23 protein-coding genes are annotated in these 26,229 nt (G+C 59.2%); 10 read left to right on the top strand and 13 right to left on the bottom strand.

The annotated features are described in order from the left end of the window. Nucleotides 1-163: 163 nt before the first annotated feature. Genes OKW98_RS17245 through mexE form a run of 3 tightly spaced genes read right to left on the bottom strand, consistent with a single transcriptional unit; the run spans nucleotide 164 to nucleotide 6,006 of the window. Entirely contained in the window at nucleotides 164-1,561 is a 1,398-nt protein-coding gene (locus OKW98_RS17245; protein ID WP_265385861.1) for an efflux transporter outer membrane subunit, read from the bottom strand. Further along, on the bottom strand, nucleotides 1,561-4,752 hold the full coding sequence (locus OKW98_RS17240) for an efflux RND transporter permease subunit (RefSeq protein ID WP_265385860.1): 3,192 nt from the start codon (nucleotides 4,750-4,752) through the stop codon (nucleotides 1,561-1,563). The genes OKW98_RS17245 and OKW98_RS17240 overlap by 1 nt, the downstream gene beginning before the upstream one ends. A gap of 12 nt (nucleotides 4,753-4,764) precedes the next feature. Continuing rightward, nucleotides 4,765-6,006, bottom strand: coding sequence for a multidrug efflux RND transporter periplasmic adaptor subunit MexE (gene mexE, locus OKW98_RS17235; RefSeq protein WP_265385859.1), 1,242 nt, complete (start codon nucleotides 6,004-6,006; stop codon nucleotides 4,765-4,767). A gap of 478 nt (nucleotides 6,007-6,484) precedes the next feature. Here mexE and OKW98_RS17230 point away from each other — a divergent pair, with 478 nt between their 5' ends. The 4 genes from OKW98_RS17230 to OKW98_RS17215 all read left to right on the top strand — a co-directional run bounded on the left by OKW98_RS17230 (nucleotide 6,485) and on the right by OKW98_RS17215 (nucleotide 11,043). Beyond that, complete coding sequence (locus OKW98_RS17230) at nucleotides 6,485-6,994, top strand: sigma-70 family RNA polymerase sigma factor (protein ID WP_265385858.1); 510 nt, start codon at nucleotides 6,485-6,487, stop codon at nucleotides 6,992-6,994. Beyond that, nucleotides 6,991-7,956: a FecR domain-containing protein gene (locus OKW98_RS17225; protein ID WP_265385857.1), complete on the top strand. Its 966-nt coding sequence runs from the start codon at nucleotides 6,991-6,993 to the stop codon at nucleotides 7,954-7,956. The genes OKW98_RS17230 and OKW98_RS17225 overlap by 4 nt, the downstream gene beginning before the upstream one ends. Nucleotides 7,957-8,024: 68 nt before the next feature. After that, complete coding sequence (locus tag OKW98_RS17220) at nucleotides 8,025-10,427, top strand: TonB-dependent receptor (protein ID WP_265385856.1); 2,403 nt, start codon at nucleotides 8,025-8,027, stop codon at nucleotides 10,425-10,427. A 169-nt stretch (nucleotides 10,428-10,596) separates the two neighbouring features. Further along, nucleotides 10,597-11,043: an NUDIX hydrolase gene (locus OKW98_RS17215; RefSeq protein ID WP_265385855.1), complete on the top strand. Its 447-nt coding sequence runs from the start codon at nucleotides 10,597-10,599 to the stop codon at nucleotides 11,041-11,043. 95 nt (nucleotides 11,044-11,138) lie between these two features. On the opposite strand, the gene OKW98_RS17210 is transcribed toward OKW98_RS17215, so the two are convergent. Further along, complete coding sequence (locus OKW98_RS17210; RefSeq protein WP_265385854.1) at nucleotides 11,139-12,308, bottom strand: mandelate racemase/muconate lactonizing enzyme family protein; 1,170 nt, start codon at nucleotides 12,306-12,308, stop codon at nucleotides 11,139-11,141. Between the two features lie 100 nt (nucleotides 12,309-12,408). Between OKW98_RS17210 and OKW98_RS17205 the strand changes: the two genes are divergently transcribed. Next, on the top strand, nucleotides 12,409-13,317 hold the full coding sequence (locus tag OKW98_RS17205; RefSeq protein WP_265385853.1) for a LysR family transcriptional regulator: 909 nt from the start codon (nucleotides 12,409-12,411) through the stop codon (nucleotides 13,315-13,317). A gap of 5 nt (nucleotides 13,318-13,322) precedes the next feature. On the opposite strand, the gene OKW98_RS17200 is transcribed toward OKW98_RS17205, so the two are convergent. From OKW98_RS17200 to namA, 3 genes are all read right to left on the bottom strand, one after another. Next, nucleotides 13,323-14,867: a Fic family protein gene (locus tag OKW98_RS17200; RefSeq protein ID WP_265385852.1), complete on the bottom strand. Its 1,545-nt coding sequence runs from the start codon at nucleotides 14,865-14,867 to the stop codon at nucleotides 13,323-13,325. Between the two features lie 137 nt (nucleotides 14,868-15,004). Next, nucleotides 15,005-15,388, bottom strand: a complete 384-nt coding sequence (locus OKW98_RS17195; RefSeq protein WP_265389760.1) for a nuclear transport factor 2 family protein — start codon at nucleotides 15,386-15,388, stop codon at nucleotides 15,005-15,007. 124 nt (nucleotides 15,389-15,512) lie between these two features. Further along, nucleotides 15,513-16,625, bottom strand: coding sequence for an NADPH dehydrogenase NamA (gene namA, locus OKW98_RS17190; RefSeq protein WP_265385851.1), 1,113 nt, complete (start codon nucleotides 16,623-16,625; stop codon nucleotides 15,513-15,515). A gap of 43 nt (nucleotides 16,626-16,668) precedes the next feature. Between namA and OKW98_RS17185 the strand changes: the two genes are divergently transcribed. Further along, nucleotides 16,669-17,058, top strand: a complete 390-nt coding sequence (locus tag OKW98_RS17185) for a winged helix-turn-helix transcriptional regulator (RefSeq protein WP_265385850.1) — start codon at nucleotides 16,669-16,671, stop codon at nucleotides 17,056-17,058. Between the two features lie 210 nt (nucleotides 17,059-17,268). Here OKW98_RS17185 and OKW98_RS17180 read toward each other — a convergent pair whose 3' ends face one another. From OKW98_RS17180 to OKW98_RS17165, 4 genes are all read right to left on the bottom strand, one after another. Beyond that, nucleotides 17,269-18,246 (bottom strand): IS5 family transposase, encoded by a 978-nt coding sequence (locus OKW98_RS17180; RefSeq protein WP_265385849.1) that lies wholly within the window; start codon nucleotides 18,244-18,246, stop codon nucleotides 17,269-17,271. A gap of 86 nt (nucleotides 18,247-18,332) precedes the next feature. After that, a complete protein-coding gene (locus OKW98_RS17175; RefSeq protein ID WP_265385848.1) occupies nucleotides 18,333-18,923 on the bottom strand; it encodes an SMI1/KNR4 family protein in 591 nt (196 codons plus the stop codon). A gap of 58 nt (nucleotides 18,924-18,981) precedes the next feature. Next, a complete protein-coding gene (locus tag OKW98_RS17170; protein ID WP_265385847.1) occupies nucleotides 18,982-19,488 on the bottom strand; it encodes a DUF4303 domain-containing protein in 507 nt (168 codons plus the stop codon). A 249-nt stretch (nucleotides 19,489-19,737) separates the two neighbouring features. After that, nucleotides 19,738-20,187, bottom strand: coding sequence for a hypothetical protein (locus OKW98_RS17165; RefSeq protein ID WP_265385846.1), 450 nt, complete (start codon nucleotides 20,185-20,187; stop codon nucleotides 19,738-19,740). Between the two features lie 311 nt (nucleotides 20,188-20,498). On the opposite strand from OKW98_RS17165, the gene OKW98_RS17160 reads away from it, so the two are divergent. Both OKW98_RS17160 and OKW98_RS17155 read left to right on the top strand, forming a co-directional pair. After that, nucleotides 20,499-21,059 carry a hypothetical protein gene (locus tag OKW98_RS17160; RefSeq protein ID WP_265385845.1) on the top strand — a complete coding sequence of 187 codons (561 nt, stop codon included), beginning with the start codon at nucleotides 20,499-20,501 and terminating at the stop codon, nucleotides 21,057-21,059. Nucleotides 21,060-21,086: 27 nt separating this feature from the next. After that, a complete protein-coding gene (locus OKW98_RS17155) occupies nucleotides 21,087-21,236 on the top strand; it encodes a hypothetical protein (RefSeq protein ID WP_265385844.1) in 150 nt (49 codons plus the stop codon). 49 nt (nucleotides 21,237-21,285) lie between these two features. Here OKW98_RS17155 and OKW98_RS17150 read toward each other — a convergent pair whose 3' ends face one another. Together OKW98_RS17150 and OKW98_RS17145 are read right to left on the bottom strand one after the other, a co-directional pair. Further along, nucleotides 21,286-21,663: a hypothetical protein gene (locus OKW98_RS17150; RefSeq protein WP_265385843.1), complete on the bottom strand. Its 378-nt coding sequence runs from the start codon at nucleotides 21,661-21,663 to the stop codon at nucleotides 21,286-21,288. 40 nt (nucleotides 21,664-21,703) lie between these two features. Then, nucleotides 21,704-22,618, bottom strand: a complete 915-nt coding sequence (locus OKW98_RS17145; RefSeq protein WP_065990323.1) for a LysR family transcriptional regulator — start codon at nucleotides 22,616-22,618, stop codon at nucleotides 21,704-21,706. Nucleotides 22,619-23,092: 474 nt separating this feature from the next. Here OKW98_RS17145 and OKW98_RS17140 point away from each other — a divergent pair, with 474 nt between their 5' ends. Together OKW98_RS17140 and OKW98_RS17135 are read left to right on the top strand one after the other, a co-directional pair. Then, nucleotides 23,093-24,115, top strand: a complete 1,023-nt coding sequence (locus OKW98_RS17140; RefSeq protein WP_265385842.1) for a zinc-dependent alcohol dehydrogenase family protein — start codon at nucleotides 23,093-23,095, stop codon at nucleotides 24,113-24,115. A 528-nt stretch (nucleotides 24,116-24,643) separates the two neighbouring features. Continuing rightward, complete coding sequence (locus OKW98_RS17135; protein ID WP_265385841.1) at nucleotides 24,644-26,146, top strand: hypothetical protein; 1,503 nt, start codon at nucleotides 24,644-24,646, stop codon at nucleotides 26,144-26,146. Nucleotides 26,147-26,229 lie beyond the last annotated feature (83 nt).

The raw sequence follows: 26,229 nt of genomic DNA, 5'->3' as shown, positions 1-26,229 counted from the left end.
GACCGCCGAGTGTCAAACGCTGTGGGGAGTGATGGGGCCCTCGGCCGCTCGATCGGTGTTTATCAACGGTCCAGAAAAAAGCCCCGAACCTTGTGGGTCCGGGGCTCCTTCATGGCTACAGATGGGCCGCCGTTTGAGCGACCCTGCCGTTCATCCCATGACGTCAGGCGTTCGGCTGCCAGCCACCACCGAGGGCTTTGTAGATCGCGACGATGCCGCGATACAGATCGATCTCGGCCAGGGCCTGGCTGTCTTCGGCGGCCAGACGCTCACGTTCGGCGTCCAGCAACACGAGGAAGTCAGCCGTGCCTTCACGGTACTGGATGTTCGCCAGATTGGCCGCCGAACGGCTGGCTTCACTCTGCCGCACCAGCGACACCAGACGCTGCTGACGCTTGTCGTAGTCGCTGAAGGCATTTTCGGTTTCTTCCAGGGCCAACAGCACTTGCTGCTCGTAATTGGCCAGTGCGCCTTCGGCATCGGCGTTGGCGCCGCGAATCCGCGCCCTTACGCTGCCCAGGTCAAACGCCGCCCAGGTGATGCTTGGGCCGAGGCCCCACGCCTGAGCTGCGCCGGAGCCGATCTGCGAACCACGGCTGGCCGTGAAACCAAGGAAACCGCTGAGGCTGACCCGTGGGAAAAGGTCGGCGGTCTGCACGCCAATGCGCGCGGTCTGCGCTGCCAGTTGCCGTTCGGCACTGCGCACGTCCGGACGGTTTTCCAGCAGCTTGGTCGGGTCACCGATCGGCAGGGCCTTGGAGATCGCCGGCAGTTTGGCCGGGGCGAGGGTCACGGTCATGGCGTCCGGACGTTCGCCGAGCAGGGTGGCGATGCGGTTGCGTTCGCGCACCTGTTCCGCCTGAAGCTGCGGAATGGTGGCTTCCACCGCCGCCAGACGTGCATCGGAACGCACCACGTCGAGTTCGTTGCCCACGCCTTCGTCACGCAGTTGTGCGGTCACTCTGCGGGATTCCTGCTGGTTTTTCAGGTTGTCCCGGGCAATGTTCTCGCGCAGTTGGGCGCCGCGCAGCTGGCCGTAAGCGTCCACCAGTTCGGCGATCATTGTCACCTGCAGCTGATAGAGGTTGGCCTCGGCGGCCTGCTGGTCGGCGTCGCTGGCTTCCAGTTCGCGCTGAATGCGGCCGAACAGGTCCAGTTCCCAGGCCATGTCCAGGCCCAGGTCGTAACGTTCCTGATTGACCCGTTTCTCGGTTTCACCCGGCACCTGAGCGCGGCCGATCTGGCTGCTGGCGCGGCTGGTGACCACCGGCATGGCGTCGTTGCTGATGTCGTCCCGAATCGCACGGGACGCCTTCAGACGGGCGAAGGCGACGCGCAACTCGCGGTTGCCCTGCAGCGATTCGGCGACCAGTTTGTTCAGGGTCGGGTCGTCGAACTGCTGCCACCAGATGGTCTCGATGTGGCTGCGGTCATAGGCCCGCTGTGTGGCGGCCTGGATGTTGGCCGCCGCGGTTTCCGGTTTCTTGTAGTCCGGGCCGACGGCGCAGGCCGCCAGCGCCAGCACCAACAGGCTCGGCAGGAAGAGTTTTGCAGCCTTCATCAATGAGCCTCCGGGGCGGTGGTCTGAATGCGTTGAGCCTTGGCCGCCTTGCGTGCCTCTTTGCGTCCAACGTAGTTACGAATCAGTACATAGAAGACCGGCGTCAACAGCAGGCCGAAGAAGGTCACCCCGAGCATCCCGGAGAACACCGCCACGCCCATGGCATGACGCATTTCGGCACCGGCGCCACTGGAAAGGACCAGCGGAACCACACCCATGATGAACGCGAAGGAGGTCATCAGGATCGGCCGCAGACGCAGGCGGCAGGCTTCAAGCACAGCCTCCAGCGGGGTCTTGCCCTTGTCTTGCTCATCCTTGGCGAACTCGACGATCAGAATCGCGTTCTTGCACGCCAGGCCCACCAGTACGATCAGGCCGATCTGGGTGAAGATGTTGTTGTCGCTTCCGGCAATGATCACACCGGCAATGGCCGACAACAGGGTCATCGGCACGATCAGGATCACCGCCAGCGGCAGGCTCCAGCTTTCATACAGCGCCGCCAGTACCAGGAACGCCAGCAGTACGCAGAGCGGGAAGACCAGCAACGCGGTGTTGCCCGACAGGATCTGTTGGTAGGTGAGGTCGGTCCACTCGTAGGTCATGCCGTTGGGCAGTTCTTCCTTGAGCAGTTTTTCCATCGCCACCTGCGCCTGACCCGAGCTGAAACCCGGACCCGCCGCGCCGTTGATCTCGGCGGTGATGAAGCCGTTGTAGTGCATGACGCGGTCCGGGCCCGAGGTGTTGGTGACTTTCAACAGCGTCGCCAACGGGATCATTTCGCCGCGGTTGTTGCGCACTTTCAGCTGACCGATCTGCTCAGCGTCCTGACGGAACTGCTGTTCAGCCTGCACGTTGACCTGATAGGTCCGGCCGAAACGGTTGAAGTCGTTGGCGTACAGCGAGCCCAGGTAGACCTGCAGGGTGTCGAAGATGTCGCTGATCGGCACGCCAAGGGTCTTGGCTTTTTCGCGGTCGATGGCGGCATCGACCTGGGGCACGTTCACCGTGTAGCTGGTGAACAGCGCGGCCAGTTCCGGCACGCTGCGGCTTTTGCCGATGATGTTCATCGTCTCTTTGTACAGCTCGTCGTAACCGAGGTTGCCACGGTCCTCGATCTGCAGACGGAAACCGCCGATCGTGCCCAGGCCTTGTACCGGCGGTGGCGGGAAGATCGCCATGTAGGCTTCCTGAATCCCGGCGTATTTGGCGTTGAGGGCACCGGCGATGGCGCCTGCAGACTCACTGGCCAACTTGCGCTCATCAAAGGATTTGAGCGCGACGAAGACGATGCCGGAGTTGGGGCTGTTGGTGAACCCGTTGATCGACAGGCCGGGGAAGGCAATCGCGTTTTCCACGCCCGGTTGTTCCAGGGCGATGGCAGACATCTTCTTGATCACATCTTCGGTACGGTCCAGGCTCGCGGCGTCCGGCAATTGTGCGAAGGCGACCAGGTACTGTTTGTCCTGGGCCGGCACGAAACCGGTTGGCGTGGTGGAGAAACCCAGCCAGGTCATGACGATCAGGCCTGCGTACACCACCAGCGCCACACCGCTGAAGCGGATGACCCGGCCGACCGAGTTCACATAGCCGTTACTGGCCTTGACGAAGAAGCGGTTGAACGGTCGGAACAGCCAGCCGCCAAACAGTTTGTCGAGGACGCGGGAGAAGCGGTCTTTCGGCGCATCGTGAGCGCGTAGCAGAACCGCGGCCAGCGCCGGCGACAGGGTCAGGGAGTTGAAGGCCGAGATCACCGTCGAGATGGCGATGGTCAGCGCGAACTGTTTATAGAATTGCCCGGTCAGGCCCGAGATGAAGGCCGCCGGAATGAACACCGCACACAGCACCAGCGCCGTGGCGATGATCGGGCCGGTCACTTCACGCATAGCGATCTGTGTGGCCTCCATCGGCGGATGGCCGAGCTCGATGTTCCGCTCGACGTTCTCCACCACCACGATGGCGTCGTCCACCACGATACCGATCGCCAGTACCAGCCCGAACAGCGACAGCGCGTTGAGGGAGAAGCCGAACAGGTGCATGACTGCAAACGTACCGATCAATGACACCGGCACGGCAACCAGCGGGATGATCGAGGCACGCCAGGTCTGCAGGAACAGGATCACCACGAGTACAACGAGGATCAGCGCTTCGAACAGCGTGTGTACCACCGCTTCGATGGAGCCGCGCACGAAGATCGTCGGGTCATAGACGATGCTGTAGTCCATGCCTTCCGGGAAGTTCTTCTTCAGCTGTTCCATCTCGCCGCGCACTTCGTTGGAAATGTCGATGGCGTTGGAGCCTGGGCGCTGGAAGATCGGGATCGCCACCGCCGGCTGGTTGTTCAGCAACGAACGCAGTGCGTACTGGCTGGAGCCCAGTTCGACGCGAGCAATGTCTTTGACCCGGGTGATTTCGCCGTTGTCGCCGGCGCGAACGATGATGTTCTCAAACTCTTCTTCAGAGACCAGACGGCCCTGGGTGTTGATCGACATCTGGAAGCTGGTGGCGCTCGGGGAGGGCGGTGCGCCCAGTTGACCGGCAGCCACCTGACGGTTCTGCTCGCGAATGGCGTTGACCACGTCGGTCGCCGTGATGTTGCGCGAAGCGGTTTTGTTCGGATCGAGCCAGACACGCAGCGAGTAGTCGCCCATGCCGAACAGCTGCACGTCGCCGACACCGTTCAGGCGCGCCAGCTCGTCCTTGATGTTGAGGACCGCGTAGTTGGACAGGTACAGCATGTCGTAGCGCTGATCCGGCGAGGTCAAGTGGACCACCATGGTCAGGTCAGGCGAGGCCTTGTCCACGGTGATACCGATGCGCGTTACTTCTTCCGGCAGCTTCGGCTCGGTCCGGGTGACCCGGTTCTGCACCTGCACTTGCGCGGTGTCGAGGTTGGTCCCCAGCGCAAACGTGATGGTCAGGGTCAGCTTGCCGTCGGCCGTGGCCTGGGAGGACATGTAGAGCATGTTCTCGACGCCGGTGATCGCCTGTTCCAGTGGCGCGGCGACGGTTTCGCCGATCACTTTCGGGTTGGCGCCGGGGAAGTTGGCGCGCACGACAACGGTCGGCGGCACGACTTCCGGGTATTCACTGATCGGCAGCTGGAACAGCGAGATCGCGCCGGCGATCAGGATCAGCAGCGAGAGCACCGCCGCGAAGATCGGTCGCGTGATAAAGAACTTGGAGAAATTCATCGAGTGTGTCCCTTAACCGCGTGGCGTGGCGGAAGCAGCCACCTTGGCGTCCAGCTTCGGCTGGGCCTTGGGTTGGTTGCTGGCTTCTAACGCCTGGCGTTGTTGTTGCAGTGCGGTGAGTGTTTCGGCGCTGGCCATCGGCGTGTCCTGCGGGTCAACCGGCGAACCCGGACGTACGCGCTGCAGGCCGGTGACGACGATGCGGTCGTCTTTGCTCAGGCCGCTGCGCACGATGCGCAAGCCCTCAAGCTTGGGCCCCAGATCGACGCTGCGGTAGATCGCCTTGTTGTCCTTGTCGACCACCAGCACGAATTTCTTGCCAAGGTCAGTGCCGACCGCTTCGTCCTTGATCAGCATGGCCGAGTAGGTGCCGCTGCCGACCAGCTTCAGGCGTGCGTACAGGCCCGGGGTGTATTCGCCCTTGCTGTTGTCGAACACGGCGCGGCCACGGATGGTGCCGGTGCGCGGATTGACCTGGTTGTCGACGAAGTTCATCTGACCCAGGTGCGGGTTTTCCGCTTCATTGGACAGGCCCATGTACACCGGCGTGGTCGCGCCGCGTTTGCCGTCGCGGGCCAACTGGTTGTACTTGAGGAACACGCGCTCATCGGCGTCGAAGTAGGCGTAGACCTTGTCGGTCGAGACCAGGCTGGTGAGGATGCTCTGGTCGGCGGTGACGATGTTGCCGGCGGTGATTTCCGCGCGGCTGACGCGGCCGGTGATCGGCGCAGTGACGCGGGTGAAGCTCAGGTTCAGGCGCGCCAGATCAAGCTGCGCCTGGATGGCGGCAACGGCGGCTTTGGATTCCTGGGCGGTGGTGGTGCGTGAGTCGGCGAGTTCGGCGGAGATCGCATTGTTGGTGCGCAGACGTTCGCCGCGCTGTGCTTCGTTGGTGCTGCGCTGGGCTGCGGCCCTGGATTGCTGCAGTTGCGCTTCCAGACGATGCACTTCGGCTTCGAACGGGCGGGGGTCGATCTGGAACAGCAGGTCGCCTTTTTTCACCAGCTCGCCGTCAGTGAACGCAACCGAATCAATCTGGCCGGAAACACGCGGGCGAACCTGAACGGTTTCCGGCGATTCGAGGCGGGCAGTGACTTCGTCCCACTCGTTGACCGGTTGCTCGATCACCTTGGCCACGTTGACTTTCGCCGCCGCCGGCGCAACCGTCGCTTCAGGCGTCCGGCCGCACGCGCTGATGACCACCAGGGTCAACGCGGCGAGGGGATAGCGCAAAGGAGTTAAAGACTGAAGCATGGGAGAATCCGCCGATGTTATTGAGATGGGCGGATAATGTTCTCGGGGGTGTTATTGCACGAATCGAATGGCGCGAAGGTAACTATCAGTATTAATGATGTTCGGCGTAATAAAAGGTCTGTAATCGATAGTCTGCACCTTCATGCAGCATAAGCCTGTTTTGCCCGGATGCGCGGTGATTTAGTAGGACCGGCTTTAGCCGGGAAGGGGTCGCAATGAACACCCTCACATTTGCAGCGTGATCACTGATTCATTCCCGGCTAAAGCCAGTCCCGCTAATGCACGCGGGTGCTCAGTGGGAACCGTAGCAGGCCTATTGGCGTGCGCAGCAAATTCACGGCCTGTCCCGCGTTTCAGGCCCCAATCACGGATGATGTGGGCAATCGAAAGGGGCCATTTAAAAAAGAGCGTGGACTCGGCATAGGCCAGTGATTAGAATCATTCTCATTTGGCGCATCCATCGCTCAAGGCTCTTGTCATGATTGACACAGCGACGCTACCTCCGCAGACCCTTCACTCCCTGTACCGCGACCACCACGGCTGGCTTGAACACTGGCTGCGCAGGCGTATGGGCAATGCCTGGGATGCTGCAGACCTGAGTCAGGATACCTTTTTACGGGTGCTGTCCAGCTCGCAACAGATCGCCGATATGCGGGAACCACGGGCGTTTTTGCTGACCGTGGGCAAGCGCCTGCTCAGCAATTTCTACACGCGGCGCAGTCTTGAACAGGCTTATCTGGAGGCGCTGGCCCAGTTGCCTGAGGACAGTGTGCCGTCTCCCGAGCAGCGTTGGCTGCTGCTGGAAACCCTGCAGGCACTCGACCAATTGCTGGACGGTCTGCCAGCGCCGGTACGCCGGGCATTTCTCTGGAGTCAGCTCGAAGGCCTGGGCTATCGCGACATTGCGCAGCGCCTGGAGGTGTCCGAGCGCACCGTCAAGCGCTACATGGCCCAAGCCTATGAGCACTGCCTGCTGGTGGATTGGTGATTCGTTCGGCACCCTCGAACGAAGAGCGCGAGGTGGTTCGCAGGGCTGCACGATGGCTGGCCCTGCTGGAATCTGGCAGTGCCAGTGAGGAAGATCACGTCATGCTGCAGCACTGGCGCGACAGTTCGGTTGGCAACGAGCGTGCCTGGCAAAAAGCTCAGCAGCTGCGTCAGCGCTTTTCGGCCTTGCCCGCCAATCTGGCGATGGCGACGCTGGACCGTCCCGACAAGGCTCGACGCACCGCGCTTAAAAGTATATTGGGCGTTGCCGCACTGGCTCCGGCGGTATGGCTGTTGGGACGTCAGTTACCGCTGGAGGTCTGGCGCGCCGACCTGCACACCGCCATTGGCGAACACCGGCGGCTGACACTGGCCAATGGCAGCGTCCTGGAACTGAACACTGACAGCGCCGTCAATGTCGATCTGGGTGCCCGGCAGATCACGCTGATACGCGGAGAAATCGCACTCAACGTGACGGGCAGCGCGCCTTTGTCCATCGACGGTCCATACGGTCGTGTTGTGGTCAGTCAGGGTGAAGTCTGCGTCCGTCTTGACGCGAGCGACTGCCGGGTCTCGGTGGTCCGCGGCTCGGTGCAGGTGCATCCGCTGCAAGGCCCTGCGCTGGTTTTGCAGGCGCAACAGCAGATCAGCCTGCAACGAAACGGCGCAGGGCCGGTCACCGCCTTCGACGCCATGCTGCCCGGCTGGCGTGACGGCGTGCTGACTGCGCAGAACCAGCCGTTGGGCAATTTTCTTCGAGAGCTCGGTCGATACCGCCCCGGTCTGCTGCGCTGGGAGCCCGAGCTTGAAGGGTTGCGGGTCACCGGCAGTTTCCAGCTCGATAACACTGACCGGGTCCTCTCGCTGCTGGCAGCCAGTCTGCCGGTAGACATTCACATGCGTACCCGCTACTGGGTCACCCTGGCTCCACGAAAAAACACACCCGCAAAAAATAATGCGTGAAGCCTGTCCCTTTTTTTCGTCCCACTGGTCATTCCAGGTAGTGAACAAAATGACGAGAGCTTCCCTTTATGTCCGCAGTTTCTTCCCATCGTTTGCGGCCGCTGCTGCATTTCAGTCTGCTACTGACCCTGAACTCAACGCCTCTGTTCATCTCGACCAGTTGGGCCGACACCGCGAACAGGCGCGCCTATGAAGTGCCCGCTGGCACGCTGAGCGCCGCGCTGACCCGGTTTGCCGGGCAGGCTGGCGTTAACCTGTCGGTAGACCCTGCGCTGGTGAACGGACGCAACAGCGCCGGGTTGTCGGGCGACTTTGCCGTCGAAGAAGGCTTTGCGCGACTGTTGCAGGGCACCGGTCTGCAATTGGTGTCCGTCGGCGATCACGCGTACACGCTGATTCCAGCCGTTCAGAGCACGAGCATGCAGCTGGCGCCGACGTCGATTGTCGGCGACGGCGGCTCCACAGACGGTCAGGAATATGCAGGCGGTCAAGTAGCGCGCAAAGGCTCACAAGGCATGCTCGGCTCGCGGGATTTCATGGAAACGCCGTTCAGCATGACCACTTACACCAAGGATGCGGTGAAAAACCAGCAGGCCCGCACGTTGGGCGACCTGATTGCCAGTGATCCGTCGGTGCGCTCCACCAACCCGGCGGGCGGACGCTACGAACAGTTCACCATTCGTGGTTTCAGCCTGTTCAACAGTGACGTTTCCTACAACGGTCTTTACGGCATTCTGCCCACCTACACCATCGACATGGAAATGGCCGAGCGGGTCGACATCCTCAAAGGCCCGAGCCAGATGATCAACGGCATCTCGCCGCGTGGCAGTGTCGGCGGCGGCATCAACGTGGTGCCGAAACGGGCAACCGACAAGCCAATCACTGAATTCACCACCAGCTATGCCTCCAAGGGGCAGGTCGGTGGCGCCGTGGATGTGGCTCGCCGGTTCGGTGAAGACGACAAATTTGGCATCCGCTTCAACGGCGTGAAGCAGTCCGGCGATACCGAGTGGGATCACCAGAGCGTCGACCGCGAGATGGCTGTGCTGGGGCTGGACTTCCGCGGCGAGCGTTTGCGCCTGTCGACCGATATCGGCCACACCGAACGTGATACCGACGCACCCCAGGAGCGCGTGCAGGTCGGTGCCAATGCCAAAGTGCCAAACGCCAACGATGTGCGAGACAACTATGCGCAGGCCTGGAGCAAGGCGCGCACCCGTGACACGTTCGGGGCGGTGAATGCCGAGTACGACGTCAATGATTCGGTCATGCTCTATGGCGGCGTCGGTGCGCGCAAAAGCAACCATGAGTTCCTGCGCCATGCGGTGTCGGTGACGAACAATGCGGGCGATTTCAGCGTGCAGCCCCGCGACTTTACCCGTGACGAAAATGTCCGGACGGCCAACGCCGGGGTGCGCAACTGGTTCCACACCGGTCCGGTCAGCCACGAGGTCAATCTGTCTGCCAGCTATTTCTACATGGACTTCGAGAACGGCGGCGCGCGCTATGCGTCCTCGCCCAGCAATCTTTACGACCCGGTCGAGACGCCGACACCGGTCAACCCGACTCGATCCGACGCCAAGGTCTACACCGAAAACCGTTTTAGCGGCGTGGCCTTGACCGACACACTGGGTTTCTTCGATGACCGCCTGCTGCTGACACTCGGCGCGCGCTGGCAGCGGGTCAAGGTTGATGACTGGACTGACAACGTCAAGGGCGACACCGCCTACGACGAAGAGAAGGTCTCGCCTTCAGGGGGCATTCTGTTCAAGGTCACTGATGACTTTTCGGTGTACGCCAACTACATGGAAGGCCTGAGCCAGGGCAAGATCGCGCCGTCGACCTCGATTAACGAAGACGAGATATTCCCGCCCTTCGTCAGTCGCCAGGTTGAAGTCGGTGCCAAGTATGACCTGGGATCGTATGCGTTCACCGCCAGTGTGTTCCGTATCAAACAGCCGGCTTACGAGACCAACACCACGTCGCGGGTCTTCGGCCCCAATGGCAAACGTCAGAATGACGGCGTCGAGCTAACGATGTTCGGTGAACCCCTCAAGGGCTTCCGCCTGCTGGGCGGGGTGATGTACATCGACAGCACACTCACCCATACCGTTAACGGTCAGTTCGATGGCAACCGGGCACCTGCCACGCCCGAATACAATGTCAACCTGGGTGCCGAGTGGGACGTGCCGCAGGTCAAGGGCCTGACCCTTACGGGGCGGGGCATCTACACCAGTTCGCAGTATCTGGACCAGGCCAACAGCAAAAGCATCGGTTCTTCCGAGCGTTTCGATGCAGGTGCGCGTTATGCCTTCAAGGTCGACCAGAAGGACATCACGCTGCGGGCCAATATCGAAAACGTCATGGACAAGCGTTACTGGGCCTCCGCCGGCGCCTCGGATGACAGCGAGCCCGGCCTGACGCTGGCCACTCCCAGAACCTACCTGCTGTCAGCAACCATCGGTTTTTGAATGCAGTTGACTGCCCCGACTATCGGGATACGCGGTGCTCTTAGTGGGACCGGCTTTAGCCGGGAAGAGGCCGGCATGAGCACCCTCACATTTGCGGCGTGGCGCCCAACGTCTTCCCGGCTAAAGCCTGTCCTGCATCCGACTTCAGCATTCACACACTGGAAACCCCATGTCGCCACCTCGCATTCGCAACATCGCCATCTGCGTCTTCCATCACCAAGGCAAGATTCTCGTCAACGCGTTCCCCGACCCAGTGAAGCAGCAAACGCTGTTTCGTCCTCTGGGCGGCGGCATCGAATTCGGTGAGCGGAGTGCCGACGCCATCGTTCGGGAAATCCGCGAAGAGCTGAATCTTCCGATCCGTAACGTTCGTCTGCTCGGCACCCTGGAAAGCCTGTTCACCTACCTCGGTAACCCCGGCCATGAAGTGGTTCAGGTGTACGACGCCGAATTCATGGACCCGCAAGTCTACGAACAAAACGGCCTGGAAGGGCAGGAGAGTAACGGCGAAAGATTCACCGCCGTGTGGCTCGACAGCAACAGGTTGAGCCACGACGGCGTGCTGGTGCCGGAGGGGTTGCATGAGTTGCTGCGGTCACTGTCGCTGCTGCCATAATTCTTTTTAGAGCAAGCAGGACCCGCTCTCATCCCGCCCGGTGCGCCGAGTCTCGCGAGTGCATCCCAACTGCCGACCACCGACGCCATCGCCGGTCAGCCTTCACCCAACTCGCGCATCACGGCGTACAAGGCGGACTTCGCTTCAAAGCCAACCCCAGGAATATCCGGCAACCCGACATAGCTGTTTTCCACCTTGATCCCGTCAGCGAAACCGCCGAAGGGCTGGAAGACGTCCGGGTAGGATTCGTTGCCGCCCAGGTGCAGGCCGGCGGCGATGTTCAAGGACATCTGGTGACCACCGTGGGGCACCACGCGGCGGGACGACCAGCCCATGTCTTCCATCACCTTCAGGGTGCGCATGTACTCCACCAGTCCGTAGGACAACGCGCAGTCGAACTGCAGAAAGTCGCGATCAGGGCGCATGCCGCCGTGGCGCAGCAGGTTGCGGGCGTCCTGATGGGAGAACAGGTTTTCACCGGTGGCCATGGGCAATTCGTAATGATTGGCGAGTTCGGCCTGGAGCCCGTAATCCAGCGGATCACCGACTTCTTCGTACCAGAAGAGGTTGTACGGCTTGATCGCTTCGGCGTAGGCAATGCCGGTTTCCAGATCAAAACGGCCGTTGGCATCGACCGCCAGCCGACGGCCGTCCCCGACCACCTCCAGCACCGCTTCGATACGGCGGATGTCTTCGTCCAGTGGCACCGCGCCAATCTTCATTTTGACCACGTCATAACCGCGATCCAGGTAGCTCTGCATCTCTGCCTTGAGCTTGGTCTGGTCCTTGCCGGGGTAGTAATAGCCGCCTGCGGCATAGACCCAGACTTTGTCATCGGCCACGCCGTTGCGGTAACGGTCAGCCAGCAGGCGATACAGCGGTTTTCCTTCAATCTTGGCGACCGCGTCCCACACCGCCATGTCGATAGTGCCCACCGCGACCGAGCGCTCACCGTGGCCGCCCGGCTTTTCGTTGGCCATCAGCGCTTTCCAGATGGCAAACGGGTCGAGGTTATTGTTTTCGTGATCGACGAAGGTGTCGGGGTCTGCTTCGGTAATGCGCGCCAGAAAGCGATCCCGCATCAGCGCGCCCTGGCCATAGCGACCGTTGGAATTGAAGCCGTAACCGATGACGGGTTTACCGTCGCGAATCACATCGGTGATCACCGCAACCACCGAGCAGGTCATCTTGGAAAAATCGATGTACGCGTTGGCGATGGGCGAGGCAATCGAAACGGTTTTCTCACGGATGTCGACGATGCGCATGACGAGCTCCTCTTGTTGTTCGTGGCCCCACGTTAGGCTTTGCGACGCCACCCGCCCAATGCTATTAATGCCGCACCCTATGCAAAGGAGGCATGGCCCCTTGGAACTCGTCTGGCTTGAAGACCTTTCAGCGCTGGCGGAGTACGGCAGCTTCGTCCGTGCCGCCGAAGCACGGCATGTCACCCAGCCGGCCTTTAGCCGCAGGGTCCGCTCGCTGGAGAACTGGATGGGGGTGGAGCTGTTCGTGCGCACACCCCAAGGCGCAACGCTGACGGAAGCCGGCCGGCAGATTTTGCCCAGTGCCCAGGAGGCCGCCCGGCACCTGTACCGGATGCGCAACGAGGCGCAAGAAGCAGCCGGGATGGCCGCACGGTCACTCAAATTCGCGGCCACCCATTCGCTGTCGTTCACCTTCTTTCCCAAGTGGCTGCGAAGCTCGGAAAACGGCGCGCTCATCGAGGCTGTGCAACTGCACTCGGACAGCATGGCCGTTTGCGAGCAGATGCTGATCCACGGCCAGGTGCAGTTTCTGCTCTGCCACCGTCACCCTGACGTTCCGCCGCTGCTTGCCCCTGATCAGTTCATCAGCAAGAAGGTGGGTGAAGACGTGTTGGTGCCCCTGGCGAGCACGTCGACCCGTTTCGGCACCGCGACTGCGGCACTGCCGTATCTGGCGTACACCCATGAATCCGGTCTGGGACGTATCGTCGCGCACAGACTGCGGGGCAAGGAAGATTACCTTCACCTCAAACCGCTATTCAGCAGTCACCTTGCGGCGGTGCTGATGTCCATGGCGCTAGAGAGCAAAGGCGTGGCGTGGCTGCCGAAAAGCCTCACCGAGCAGGAAGTGCTGGAAGGGCGCCTGGTCAGAGCGCTCGATGAAAGCTGGGACATTCCGCTGGAGATTCACCTGACCCGGCCAAAGGCGCAGCTGAGTCAGGCGGCGGAGGCGTTTTGGGGGGAGGCGGGCGGTGACGCCAGGCTGGCGTTGGGCGGACGGGCGGGTTGAATCAATCACTCTTCGCTGCGACCCGATTCTCGTTCTTCGAATGCCGAGCGCACGGCCGCCACCACACGTTCGGCCCGATCAGTGTCGTCCAGGAGCGGATACGCTTTCTTCAATTTGCCGGAGACCTGCCAGCCGTTTTCTTTGAGAGAACGAATGATACGGTTCGCGTCCTGATCCGGCATTTCAAGCACCTCTTTGAGGCGCTCCTGAGCACGCTGGAAAATAACCAGCACACGGGCCTCATCGGCCATCTCGGTACGGATCGTATGGGCCACGACCTCTGCCGTATAAAGGACGTGTTCGGTTAAATCGAGATAGCGCCATGCAAATTGAGCGTCGGCATAGTCATCGAACACCAGGTTGCTCGAGGTGCCGTCCTCATAGACGAAGAGTTCGCCAAACCGGTAGGACGCGGCGTAGCGCTGCATGAAGGGACGCGAAAACACTTCCAGTGTCCGGTCGTAGCGCGCCCTGAAATCGATTGAGCTGGTGATGGTCGCCGAAACCGGCAGGATCACCCCTTCTGGTACTGCCTTATCGCGGATCAGCGTGTCGTTGATCAGAAACCGGTGGATCCGGCCATTGCCGTCTCGCATGGGGTGGATATACACGAAAGCGAATGCAATCGCCGCCGCTCGAGCCAGCGGCTCGGCGCCTTGTGTGGCCAGTTCGAATGCTTTCAGTCCTTCGAGCAGTTGGCTCAGCACCTCAAATGGCGGCGCAATGTAATGCACGATGTCCTCGCGCATGGTCGCCTGTCCTACGAACACCGGCGAGCGACGCAAACCCAGCCCAATGGACTCGTGACCCAAAATACCGGTTTGCAACGTGTGGAGGCTGGTGTTGCTCAAAGGATCTTTGATCTGTCCACAGTATCTGGCGATCACGTGGGCAAACCGCTGGATCCTGTCGGCCTGGTCCGCTTCTTTCTCGATCAGAAAGCTTGCACGTGATTCCTTGAACGTCAGCCAACTTGCCGTGCGCATCAGGATGTCAGCGCCGAAGGTCTGGTTCAGCTGGCGCAGTGCCTCATCCAGGTCAAACTGCAGCGCTTGCTGTACGGCATCGGTACGACGGACCAGAGGGCAGAACTCCGGTGCGCCGGGTAGATTGTCGTTGATGCGCCAGCGCCGTATCCGCAGAGGCTCAACGCGAGTCAGGTACTGCTGCGATGAAACGGCATCGACATAACCGCCGTTGGTGACATCGGGTACATCCAGTTGCTGGCCTGTTAGCCACTCGTACAAAAAGCCGGTCCGACGGGCGTATTGCCCAAAAGGCGCTTGTCGGCACCAGGCTTCGATGGGCTCCGGTCCGACCGCAGCAAACAGACGGGCGAAAAACTCGAGGTGAATTTCCTCGTATTTCAGCCCAAACTCGAAATGCCCCGCAAAGGTGTCGATTGGCTGGTAGCTGGCGGGGTACTTGTTTTCGACGTGGCCGTTGCTCTCGCGGCTCATGCGTGTCGTGGCGATCACCGATTCAACACGCAGGGGTTGTGCGAGAACGATGGCGTAGTGATCGGCAAGTGCCTTGAAGCCTGCCTGCATGGTCGAATCCCCTAACGAGAGCTAAAAAACGGTAACGAGAAGGGGATGGTACGCGAAAACAGTAACGAGGTAGTGCTGGAGAGTTGCCGTCGGCGCGACAAGCACCCACCTCGGGACGTCAATCTATGTGGGCTCCATCAAGACCCATCATGGGCCTGGAAAATCTTGCTGACCACCGTCCACTTGCCCTCGACTTTCAGCAGATGGAAGAAGTCAGTGAAAGAGAGGCCTGACATGTCATTGGCGTCGATCCGGGCGCTGGCTGCAGCACCCACGATCTCGATACGGGTTATAGCGGCCTTGGCCTCAGGAGACGGCCGAAAATCCTCATCGATGCCCTTGAACAGAATCGGAATCGCACCGCCTGCGAGCTTGCCATCGGCACCGACGCTGTACATCGTCGCCTGCTCGTCGAAAGCGGGTTTCATGATGCTGCTTTTGGCCTGCTTGCAGCCTTCGATGTATTTATTGAGCACCTCGGTGATGGCCTGGTATTCATCTACGTAGGTAGGTTTATTCACGACGGTATGACTCACTTGTTTTTCATGGGGTTGGGTATCTGCCTGAGCAATTGCGCCCAGACTGGAAATCAGGGCGACAAAAAGCCAACTCGTCATTGAAGTCATTTTCATGTGTTCACTCTTATCAATGAGCAGTGGTATCCAGCCAGACAGATCCATAACGCGTGTAGGCGGTAGGTATTTCGATGATTTCTTTTAGATCATCGGCAGCGGTGCGAACCCAGAATGGATCCCGCAGGATTTGCCGGCCCACGAACACCAGGTCAGCTCGGCCGTTTTGTAGAATTTCTTCGGCGTGGCGTCCACTCTGAATCACACCCACGGCGCCTGTAGCAATATGCAGTTCTTTGCGCAGCAACTCTGCGGCCGGCACCTGATAGCCCGGGTAGGTCCGCACCTTGACCATCTTGATACCGCCGGAACTGCAGTCGATCAGGTCGACACCTTGCTCTTTCATCCACCGACCGTATTCAAGGAACGACTCAGGCGTGTTGCCGCCTTGCGCATAATCAGAACTTGATATGCGAACGAACAGTGGGCGATCCCCCCAATGGGTTTTGACTTCCTCCAGCACTTCGCGCAGGAAACGATAGCGACGTTTGGCATCGCCGCCATATTCGTCGTCGCGGGTATTGGCCAGGGGCGAGAGAAACTCGTTCAGCAAATAACCGTGCGCGGCATGGATCTCAAGGACGTCGAATCCGGCGGCGCTGGCGCGTCGTGCGGCATCGCCGTAAAGCTTGACCAGCCCCGGAATTTCCTCCGCCGCGAGTGCACGGGGAACCGGGCTGGTGTCGGTGAAGGGAATGGCCGATGGCGCGATGTGGATCAGATTGGGCAGATCAGCGTTGCGCCCGGCATGGCCGATCTGGGCGCCGGCCTTTGCGCCAAAGCCATGAAGCAACTCAACCAGCGCTTTCAAGCCGACGACGTGTTCATCGCTCCAGATACCGAGGTCACCGGCGCCGATACGCCCGTCAGCGTGGACAGCCAGTGTTTCTGGAAAAATCAGCCCCGCCTGACCCAACGCGCGAGCGCCGTAATGAACGCGGTGCCAGTCAGTGACGAAGCCATCGTCCGCCGCCATGTGCATGCACATAGGGGACATAACAACGCGGTTTTTCAGTGTGAGGCCTTTGATTTCGCAAGGGGACAGCAACAAGCTCATCTGGCGGATTCCATAGTGATCAATATGGAATGATGCTAGCGTACGCAGCACTGGCGAGTAAGTACGCACAATAATGTGCTGTAGGCACACTTTTTATACCGTGGTGATAAACGTGAAGAAATGTAATCCTCAGGACGAACTTGAAGCGTTCGCATGCCCCGTCGCGTTTACGGTCGATGTCATTGGCGGAAAGTGGAAATCGCTCATCCTGTTCCACCTGATGTCAGGCACGCAGCGCTTCAATGAGCTGCGTCGCTCAATACCTGACATCACCCAGAGGATGCTGACACTGCAACTGAGAGAGCTGGAAACTGACGGGGTTATTCATCGCGAGATCTACCGCGAAGTACCGCCCAAGGTGGAGTATTCGCTGACGCAACTGGGCAACTCTCTCGTGCCATTGGTGAGTGCCATGCGCGAGTGGGGCGCGGTGCATGAACGCACGATTCTGGAACTGCGGCGGTCCGCGGTTGCTGACGATAAGCTGGAATCTATGGCTTGAGTCTGGGCGCTTCCGCCATGGATTGAAGTTGCCGCGTTTGCCGTTCAGGGTCCGCAGATCCTTAGGGAAGGTCTGAAGTAGGCACGCGTTTTTAACAGCCCCGTTGCTTGAGGCTCAAAAAATGTCGACTCAATCGAAAATTAGACCTTTTGCTCTCTCAATCCCCGCTTTTTTCTGCGTACAAGCGCTTTTCAGCACTCATTTTCCGCATTAAAGGCGTACCTCTCCTGCATTGAGTAATCGTTTTCGCATCATCCACAGGTTCGACAGAGCAAACAGCGTGGTCTGCTGCGCAGTGTTTTTCAGCAGGCCTCGGAAGCGTACTTTCGTATAACCAAACTGGCGCTTGATTACTCGAAACGGATGCTCAACCTTGGCGCGCAGTTGAGCTTTCGCGTATTCGATTTTGCGACGCATGCGCCCGATCAGACTCTTCTTTGCATGCTTTTTATAGCTGCTGGGCCGCGCAGCAATCGACCAGATCATTTGGCGATCTTGATGCTCGGGGCGCTTTTCGACGCCGGTGTAACCGGCATCGCCAGAGACGTAAGTTTCTTCTCCGTGCAGTAACTGATCGACCTGGGTTACGTCCGCCACATTCGCCGCAGTGCCCACTACGCTATGCACCAAACCGGATTCGGCATCGACACCGATGTGCGATTTCATCCCGAAATAGTATTGATTTCCCTTCTTGGTTTGATGCATTTCAGGGTCGCGTTTGCCGTCCTTGTTCTTGGTCGAACTCGGCGCATGAATGATCGTCGCATCGACCACGGTGCCTTGGCGCAACAACAAACCACGGTCGCCCAAATAGCCATTGATGACCTGCAAAATCCCACCGGCCAGCTCATGTTTTTCGAGCAATCTGCGGAAGTTGAGGATCGTGGTTTCGTCTGGAATCCGATCCAGATGCAGCCCGGCAAACTGGCGCAGAATCGTAGTTTCGTACAGCGATTCTTCCATAGCTGGGTCGCTATAACCGAACCAGTTCTGCATCAGATGAACCCGCAACATCGCCATCAACGGGTATGCCGGACGACCACCTTCTCCCGTTGGATAGTGCGGCTCGATCAGTTTGACCAAGCCATTCCAGGGCACGACCTGATCCATCTCGATCAGGAAGCGTTCACGGCGGGTTTGTTTGCGTTTGCCAGCGTATTCGGCGTCAGCGAAGGACATCTGCTTCATCGGGACTCAACCGTTCAGTGCTTGGGACTGGCGTATTTCACCAGATTTGGAAGTCTTTTTCAGAGTTTCCTTAGCGGCACGCGGACTTAATCTTCATCGTCGAACAGGAAGGCGTAGTCGTCATCGATCAGCTGTTGCAGGTAGTGATCGAAGCTCGGCGCAATCACCTCATAGTTATCCGGGTCATGCAGAAAGCGCATGACCTGACCCACCGTGCCGCCTGGCGTGGGATTGAAGTCGATGTACAGCTTCGAGCTTCCCCCATTGTTCATGCAATGTGAGAAACATAGCCGCTCATGCATGCCCAGCGTTATGTCGATTCCGGGGCCGATCAAGTCGGGCATCTCATCCAGATAGCCTGCATATATTTGCGCAATGCTCCGGGTGTACGTGTCACTTTCTTCAAGGATTTGATCGATCGAACTCAGGTAGTAGGGGTACTCCAATACATCGGAGCCTAGTACCAGCACCAAGACTTTGCCGTCCGGGTAATCCCGATAATGTGTGCCGTCAATCCGGCCAAGCAGTTCCACCAGGCTCGCGGAGCACAATGGATAACGCTCGGTTAGCCGCTGCACGTCTGCTGCACAAGCCCCGTGCGCATGCTTCAGCTCACTGAGTTTTTCGGCTGGCAATGCCTTGCGCAGACCGGCGAGGTAAGTATCGACGAGGCTCATGATTGGAGTCCTTGCAAACATATTGACTATCCAGTGATCCGAGTCTCCAGCTGGACGCTTATTCCATCCATGTCCTGAACTCGTCGGCCTGGTCTGGAGTGTTAAGAGCGGTTACCCAGGCAATCTGATCTTCTATGCTTTCAAAGTCAGACACCAAAAATACATAAATGGCCGTGTCGAACGTCGTCGTCAGTTTTTTCAGGGCGATGACACATTGCTCAAATATATGCCTGCGATGCGCCACGAAATTGCTTTCGGTGGTCGCGTCGGCCATGTTCCAGAGCATTTTCGACAGATCGTTAAAGAATTCCCCGCCGTAGGCTTCGTGGCTCCATTCGGCGGGGGACCACTTGAAGTATTGCTCCTCACCCGGGTATTCGGCTTGGACGCGGGCCAGATAGTCTTGAGTGTTGAAAGAGGGTGCCAGTGTTCGTGCATCGGCGTCGGAATACAGCGCGAATCCACAGACCTGCGTCTTCGGAAAGTCCGCTCGAAACTGTTCGATGGCGCTCATGGACGCGCTGAGGACATCTCGTTGAAAATGCACGATATTCAAAGTGGACATGGGTCTCTCGTCGCAGGTTTGGCTAACCATTATTGGGGCATCAGCGCAGGTCTGGGCGTCATTTCAGAAACGTAGCGTCTTTCTATAGCGCCTAACGTCGGGCTCTTCAGTCAAGCGCCAAACCACCGCCACCAGGCAGACAACAATCACAGCCTAAGGGGTGAGGACAGTGATGCGATCAGCTCAAGGCTGGCGGGCACTGCCGTAGGGGTTGCTGCCAACTGCGCCAGCAGGTCATCGAAAGCACGTTCAATTAAAAAATTCAGGCCGCCCGGCTGCATTCCAGGCCGCGAAGCGTGCGTCCATCACGCCCGACAGCTGATCGTAATTAGCCCAGCTGTCCTCAACGCCGTAGAGGGTTTCAAGGCCGACACCGAAGGTCAGCAGGTAGTCGTCAACGTACCGACTGTCGTTGTTCAAACCTTCGTAATAAGCAACGGCAAACGCATTGCCGGCTTCAGAGAACTCCTGGTCAGTCAGTTTTTCGTCCAGCACGGTCATTACGAACTGTGCCCCGGTGAGGGTGCGATCCTTGAGTTGGGCGAGTTCGCTCTCGGCGTCTTCCTCCAGTTCTTCGCTGGCCAGGCCATTGATCAGCATCCATGCGAGAAACATACCGATATGCGTGGCGCCAGCTGTCTTTGGCAGATGTTTGGGGAAGGTGCCCCCGTAGTGCCAAGAGGCATCGTCGTATTTCATGTGTGCTCCAGTGATAGGGGGTAGATGATCTTCAGTGACTGGATAATCATGCTCGCAGCGAGTCCCTTCAGAACCATTGGCCTGACGGCGCGTTGCCTTTAATCAGGCTGAGGACATTCAAGAAGGTACTCTTCCTTGCGCGGCTCGGGCTCATCGTCGCATTAGAGATCGGCTTTTGAAATGATGGTTCAATAGTCTGCTGATTCGAAACGTCGCGAAAAGGGTTCTGGAGCCATGTCACAAGTGGGAGCAGCACTACCCGATTGATTTCCGGGTCATGGACGAAACGAAGCTGGCTCTTCGAAAGCGCGATGCTGCAGATCAACCAATTTGAAAATGAGATTGAAACCGTAGAGCGCGAGTCCCTGATGGAGGCGTTTTACCAGTTGGGGAAAGAGTCGGTCTGTCCAGAGACACCGAGTTTCTCGAAGAGTGGAGGGGAGACTGGTAGCGGCGGGGCGCTTTCTTTATTGTTTCGCAATACCCCGGCCCAGCGCCCGTTACAAGAGCACACACACGTGAGCGACATCGAAATACTGTCCCTGTCTCCAGACGGTCGCTACCAAGTCCAGGCGATCCCGTGGGAAGCAGGCAACTCCCATTGGGTGTTCCCGCCGCAAATCATTGATACCCAAAACGGGAACGTGGTGTTTGGCTTCGAGGATGATCTGTGGTCGGCAGACCGCAGCACCTGGCTAAGCCCGACCCGGGTTGAACTCAAGCTGCGTAAATACCCGGGCCACCGGGGACGTCTGGGACTCACGGTGATAATAGAATGCGCGCTGCGCACCGCCGAATATGGCGATGGCACCCACATCGAATTGGCGCTTCTGGAAAGCACCCTTGATGGCATGCTCGACCTGCTCGGCTGAACCCAGTAGTCAGCAAGGAGCTGAATGATGAATTGGAAAGCTCTGGAACAGGCGCTGTTCGACGCCGCCAGACGTACATTGCAAATCCTGCTCGATGAAGGCGTCAGCCCTTTGTACGCTGCAGTGTTTCATGCCAACTATCGGGAAGAAGAGGCGGTTCTGTCGGTGGCCGGCTGAGCCGCAAATTGCCGGGAAGATAGCCCAGTAGCTTTTTATGATTCAACTTTCATTGCCTCGGCAGCGAGTAGTGCTTGATGCGGCAAGGATAAGCATTACCGTCGCCTTTACAGGTGCCGTCCAGGTACCGGTAATCAAAGCGCACCACTTGCCCTTTTTTTGGCCAGCTTCGGCGTGGAATCACCGCCTGATAGTCCGACGTTTCGGGCGTAAACATGAAAGTCGTGCCCTGCTTCGGGCAGATGACATTGGCCGCCTTTGCGCTTACTTTCAGGATATCGGCCTGCAATTGTGGAAAGGGTTGTGTCACGACATCAGTAATACGCAACTCCATCCTGCAGATTTGCCACGACGATGCCAGGACGGGTTGGCAGAACAGTGAAAGCATCACAGTGAACAGCGCGTAGCAGGGAGTTGGATGTTTCATTGTTGGCGCTGCTCTTCAATAAATGTCCACGGGCCATCCATCACAAGCTATCCGGATCCCCAAAAAACATCTGAATCCGCGACCTTAACCATCTTTCCCCCGGATCATTGTCCTGCGACCCGCGCCAGGCCATGTGCAGCTCAAACGTACGCGATTCAATCGGCAACTCTTCCGAGCGCACCCCCCCTGCAGCCGTCAGCACGGCGGCGGCGTAGTCCGGCACGGTCGCGACGATGTCGGTCCCGGCAATCAGCGTCGCCAGCCCGTTGAACTGCGGCACCGCCAGCACCACGTGACGTTTGCGGCCGATTTTTTCCAGGTGTTCGTCGATGAACCCGCCCAGGTCGCCGGCGAAGGACACCAGGGCGTGGGGGCGGGCGCAGAAGTCGTCCAGGGTGATCGGCCCCGGCATGGTATCGGCGCGCAGCAGTTTGGGTTTGCTGCGGCGCAGCACTTTGCGCTTGGCGTTGGCGGGGAGGTCGTCGGTGTAGCTGACGCCGATGGAGATTTCGCCGGAAGACAACAGCGCCGGCATGAGGATGTAGTTGGTGCGACGCACCACCAGCACGATGCCCGGTGCCTCCGAGCGCAGGCGCTTGAGCAGTGACGGCAGCAGGGCGAACTCGACTTCATCGGACAGCCCGATGCGGAACACCGCCGTGCTGGTGGCCGGGTCAAAGTCGGCAGCGCGGCTGACAGCGGTGGAAATGGAGTCCAGGGCAGGGGACAGCAGGCCGAAGATCTCGATGGCCCGAGCAGTGGGTTCCATACTGCGCCCGGTGCGCACGAACAGCGGATCGTCGAACAGCCCGCGCAATCGCGACAACGCCGCACTGATCGCCGGCTGGCCGAGGAACAGCTTCTCGGCAGCGCGGGTGACGCTGCGTTCATGCATCAGTGTTTCGAAAACGATGAGCAGATTGAGGTCGACGCGACGCAGGTCGTTGCGATTCATGACGGGGGTCTCGGGGGCATAGGTCGATACATGTTCAAAACAGCAGCGGCGGCCCAGACGCGCGCCACGTGTTCACCTCAGGCAGGGATATTACGGGTAAATACCGATTGTCTGCATTGTTGAATTTTCCCACACCGGTATAAATGCGCTTTGCGCCATGCCGCTGATAGGCGCCCATGAGACCTTGACGGGTAAAAAGACACCAATCCCTAGGTACTGGCCCTTTGTAATCGGCTCCGATGCAGGCGGCGTGGAGCCCTGGATTCATTGATGTTCGACCTTCGGGTTGCAATGTCGCGGCGAGCACCCAACAATGTGCGGCCTGCAGGCCCGGGACGGCCGCTTCGGATTCAGCGGGCGCCTGCATCATCAGAATCGACAGCAGGCATGTTGACTATTAATAGCCACTGATAGTGTTACCGGCGGCGTCCGGATAGAGTTCATGGCATCAAGGTTCATAAGGCGAGGTTCGAAATGTCCCGCACGATCCGTTTTCATCAGTTCGGTCCGGCCGAGGTGCTCAAAGTAGAAGAGCTGCCGGTCGCGTTGCCTGCCCCCGGTGAGGTGCAAGTACGCGTTCAGGCGATCGGCGTTACCTGGTACGACGTGCTGTGGCGACAAAATCTGGCTTCATCCCAGGCGCGCCTGCCGGCCGGTCTGGGTTCCGAAATGGCGGGCGTCATTACCGCCATCGGCGATGGCGTGACCGACCTGAAAGTGGGCGACAAGGTCGCCAGTTTCCCTTCGGCTGACGTCAATGTGTACCCGGTCTACGGCGAGCTGATTCTGATGCCCCGGACTTCAGTGACCCGCTATCCGGACGTGCTCACGCCCAATGAGGCGGCCGTTCACTACACGCCGATGCTGGTGGCGTACTTTGCTTTCGTCGAACTGGCACGGGCAAAACCCGGGCAAACGGCGCTGGTCACCGATGCCAGCCATTGCGCGGGCCCTGCGTTCCTGCAACTAGGCAAGGCGCTCGGCATCAAGGTGATCGCGGCGACCAAGACCGACGCGTGCCGCGAATACCTGTTGAAAATGGGTGCGGACAAGGTGATCGTGACCGAAGAAGAGGATTTGCTTCTGACGATTAACCGCTACACCGACAACCGTGGCGTGGACATTGTCCTCGACGGTCTGGGTGGCCCGCAGATGTCGATCTTGGGTGATGTGCTGGCGCCACGGGGCAGTCTGATTCTCTATGGCCTGCAAGGCGGTAACCAGACGCCATTCCCGGCGTGTGCAGCGTTTCAGAAGAACATCCAGTTCTTTGTGCACTGCGTGGGCAACTTCACCGGCAAGCCTGAGCTGGGCATCAAGCAGGACGAAGAGGCGATCAAGCGTGCGTTGCGCGACATCAACCAGATGACGGCTGATGGCATGCTGGTGCCGCAGATCACCAAGGTGTTTCCCTTCGATCAATTGATCGAAGCCCACCGTTTGATGGACGGTTGCCCGGTGGGCGGTCGCGTGGTGATTGAGGTTGATCCATCCTGAGTGCAGACCATCGCGCTCATTGCATGCTCGACGCTTTTGACCAAGCGTCGGCATTGAGGTGTCGGAGCCCGGTTTGAAGGTGTCCGCCCTGTCAGTCACGGGTCATGTTGTCTCACTTGAGCCTTCCCGAATATTCTGGAGGGCTTTTTTGTTTATGGGGTGTTTAATTTATTGATCAAAGCACTAAGTGTGTGATGTTGATGAATATTTAAGTGCCCTTGAATCAAGCTACTGTTCTGTTAAATAAACGCTCATTTAAACATCCCTGTTTAATTTGGATACGGATTCGTGGAAAAGAGAACCTTCACGTGTCGGTGACGGCTGGCTTGTAATTGTGCTTCAAGCGTCGATAATAGTTCCAATAATTAACTGCTCAAGGAACGAGAAGATGCTAGTTGATCTGTCGCCGTCTGCGTCGCGTGATAATCAATCCGCCGCGCCCGTCACTGTTGGGTCCGTCGTCTGCCTACCTATTAAGCCTTTCATGGAGGACAGTGTGGCCGGGCTGATCAACCAGGTATTGAAACCATGAGTTCAATGCATGAACAGGCAATGAACTACGTCTATCAGCAAGTGCTGCAACGCCTCTCGGGCTATATGAATCGCAACGAACGAACCGCGCTTCAGTTATTGATTCAGCGTCTGATTGTTGCTGCGGGCGGAATTGACAGGATCGGCGGTTATAAAGCGCTGGTCGCCTTCAGCGGTGGCAAGGACAGCGCCTATACCGTGGCCATGTTGCGTGCCGCGCAACTGAGCATTGCCGCACGGGGGCCGGCAACGTTCAGGCTGCGGGTGGCCAATATGCGCCATGCGGGCATTACCTCGGCGGTGATGGGCAACATCGACCGCTGTTATTCAGCACTGTTTCTGCACGACGACCCGAGGGTCGAGCTGCTGGTGATCGATCATCAGTACGTGCAGATCTTCGAGCCCGACTTGCCATTTTCGACGGCGGGTCGTGAGCAGAATCGCTCCGACCTGCTGCTGGGCGGGCACCTGACGGCGGGTGATGCGCGGACCACCTTCTGCAACAGCTGTTATCTGGGCATGGCGGATTTCATGGTCCGCGCCGCCAGCTGGGGGGACGGCGTCAATGCGGTGATCAGCGGCGACTCGCTCAAGGAGCAGAAGCAATATGCGACGTGGATCATGCGTCTGGCGCGCCATGGCGGGCAGAAAATCGAGCCTTGGCACACGTTGGGTTTCAGCGGCGCGTTGAGCGTCATCGACCGTGTGGGTCGCGCTTACTACGAGGAGCTGTACGGCGAGTCAGCCGACGCGTCGGACTATGGCCGGCCACCGATCTACCTGAACCGAACCATCGCCCCGACCTTGCTGACCGCCGCGGACCTCATTGGCTTTCGCACGGAAGAACACTGGGGGCTGCTCACTGACTTTCTGGGCTTCCGGTTCGATGACCTGGCGTTTAACTTCAGTGAGTCCGACTGTGCCAACCCGCTGTTGATGGCCCATCTGCGCGGGCTAAAGGCCGAATTCATTGAGGGGCGGGCGTACAGCGACGGCATCGCCGAGTACCTGGAGCTGGCGGCAGCCATGATGCGCCGCAAACGGATGCCGGCGCGATTGATCGCCCAGGCGCTGGCAGCCTACGACAGCCCGGAAAAAATCGGCGATCGCCGCCAGCTTGCCGAAGGCTACGGCCAGGAGGCGTTTGGCCTGGGCGAGACCCAATGGGTGTGCCTGCTGTTTTCACCCTTTGTGGACGGAGGCGCGCGGCTTGAGGATTTCCTGCGTCGCTATCACCCCGGCATGCTGGTCGGGCTCAGCGATCTGCACAAGACGCTCGCCGGACAGCTCGTCCCGGACCTGGTGCCGCACTGGCTGGTGGAAGTCAGCGGTCTGAGCCTGAAGGGCCTGCAATCGCTGTACGCCAAACGCCATGTGGACTTCAACGACGACCGATCGATCATCGCCCGGGTACGCGCCAGCGATCCCGACAAACGCCGGGTGGCGACGGTCGATCCGCACACTGGCGCCCTGACCACGGAATTGATTTCGGGGCGCTGAAGGCTGCCCGATGAACTGATGCGACGTGCTGCGCTGAGCCTCGGGCGGTGGACGCGGCGCTTTCTCAATGACCCTGCGCCTGG

Origin of the sequence: Pseudomonas sp. KU26590 (genome assembly GCF_026153515.1) — a bacterium.
In the GTDB taxonomy this organism is placed as follows: domain Bacteria; phylum Pseudomonadota; class Gammaproteobacteria; order Pseudomonadales; family Pseudomonadaceae; genus Aquipseudomonas.
Note: the sequence above shows the minus strand (reverse complement) of the source record. Positions and strands in the feature narration are given on the sequence as shown.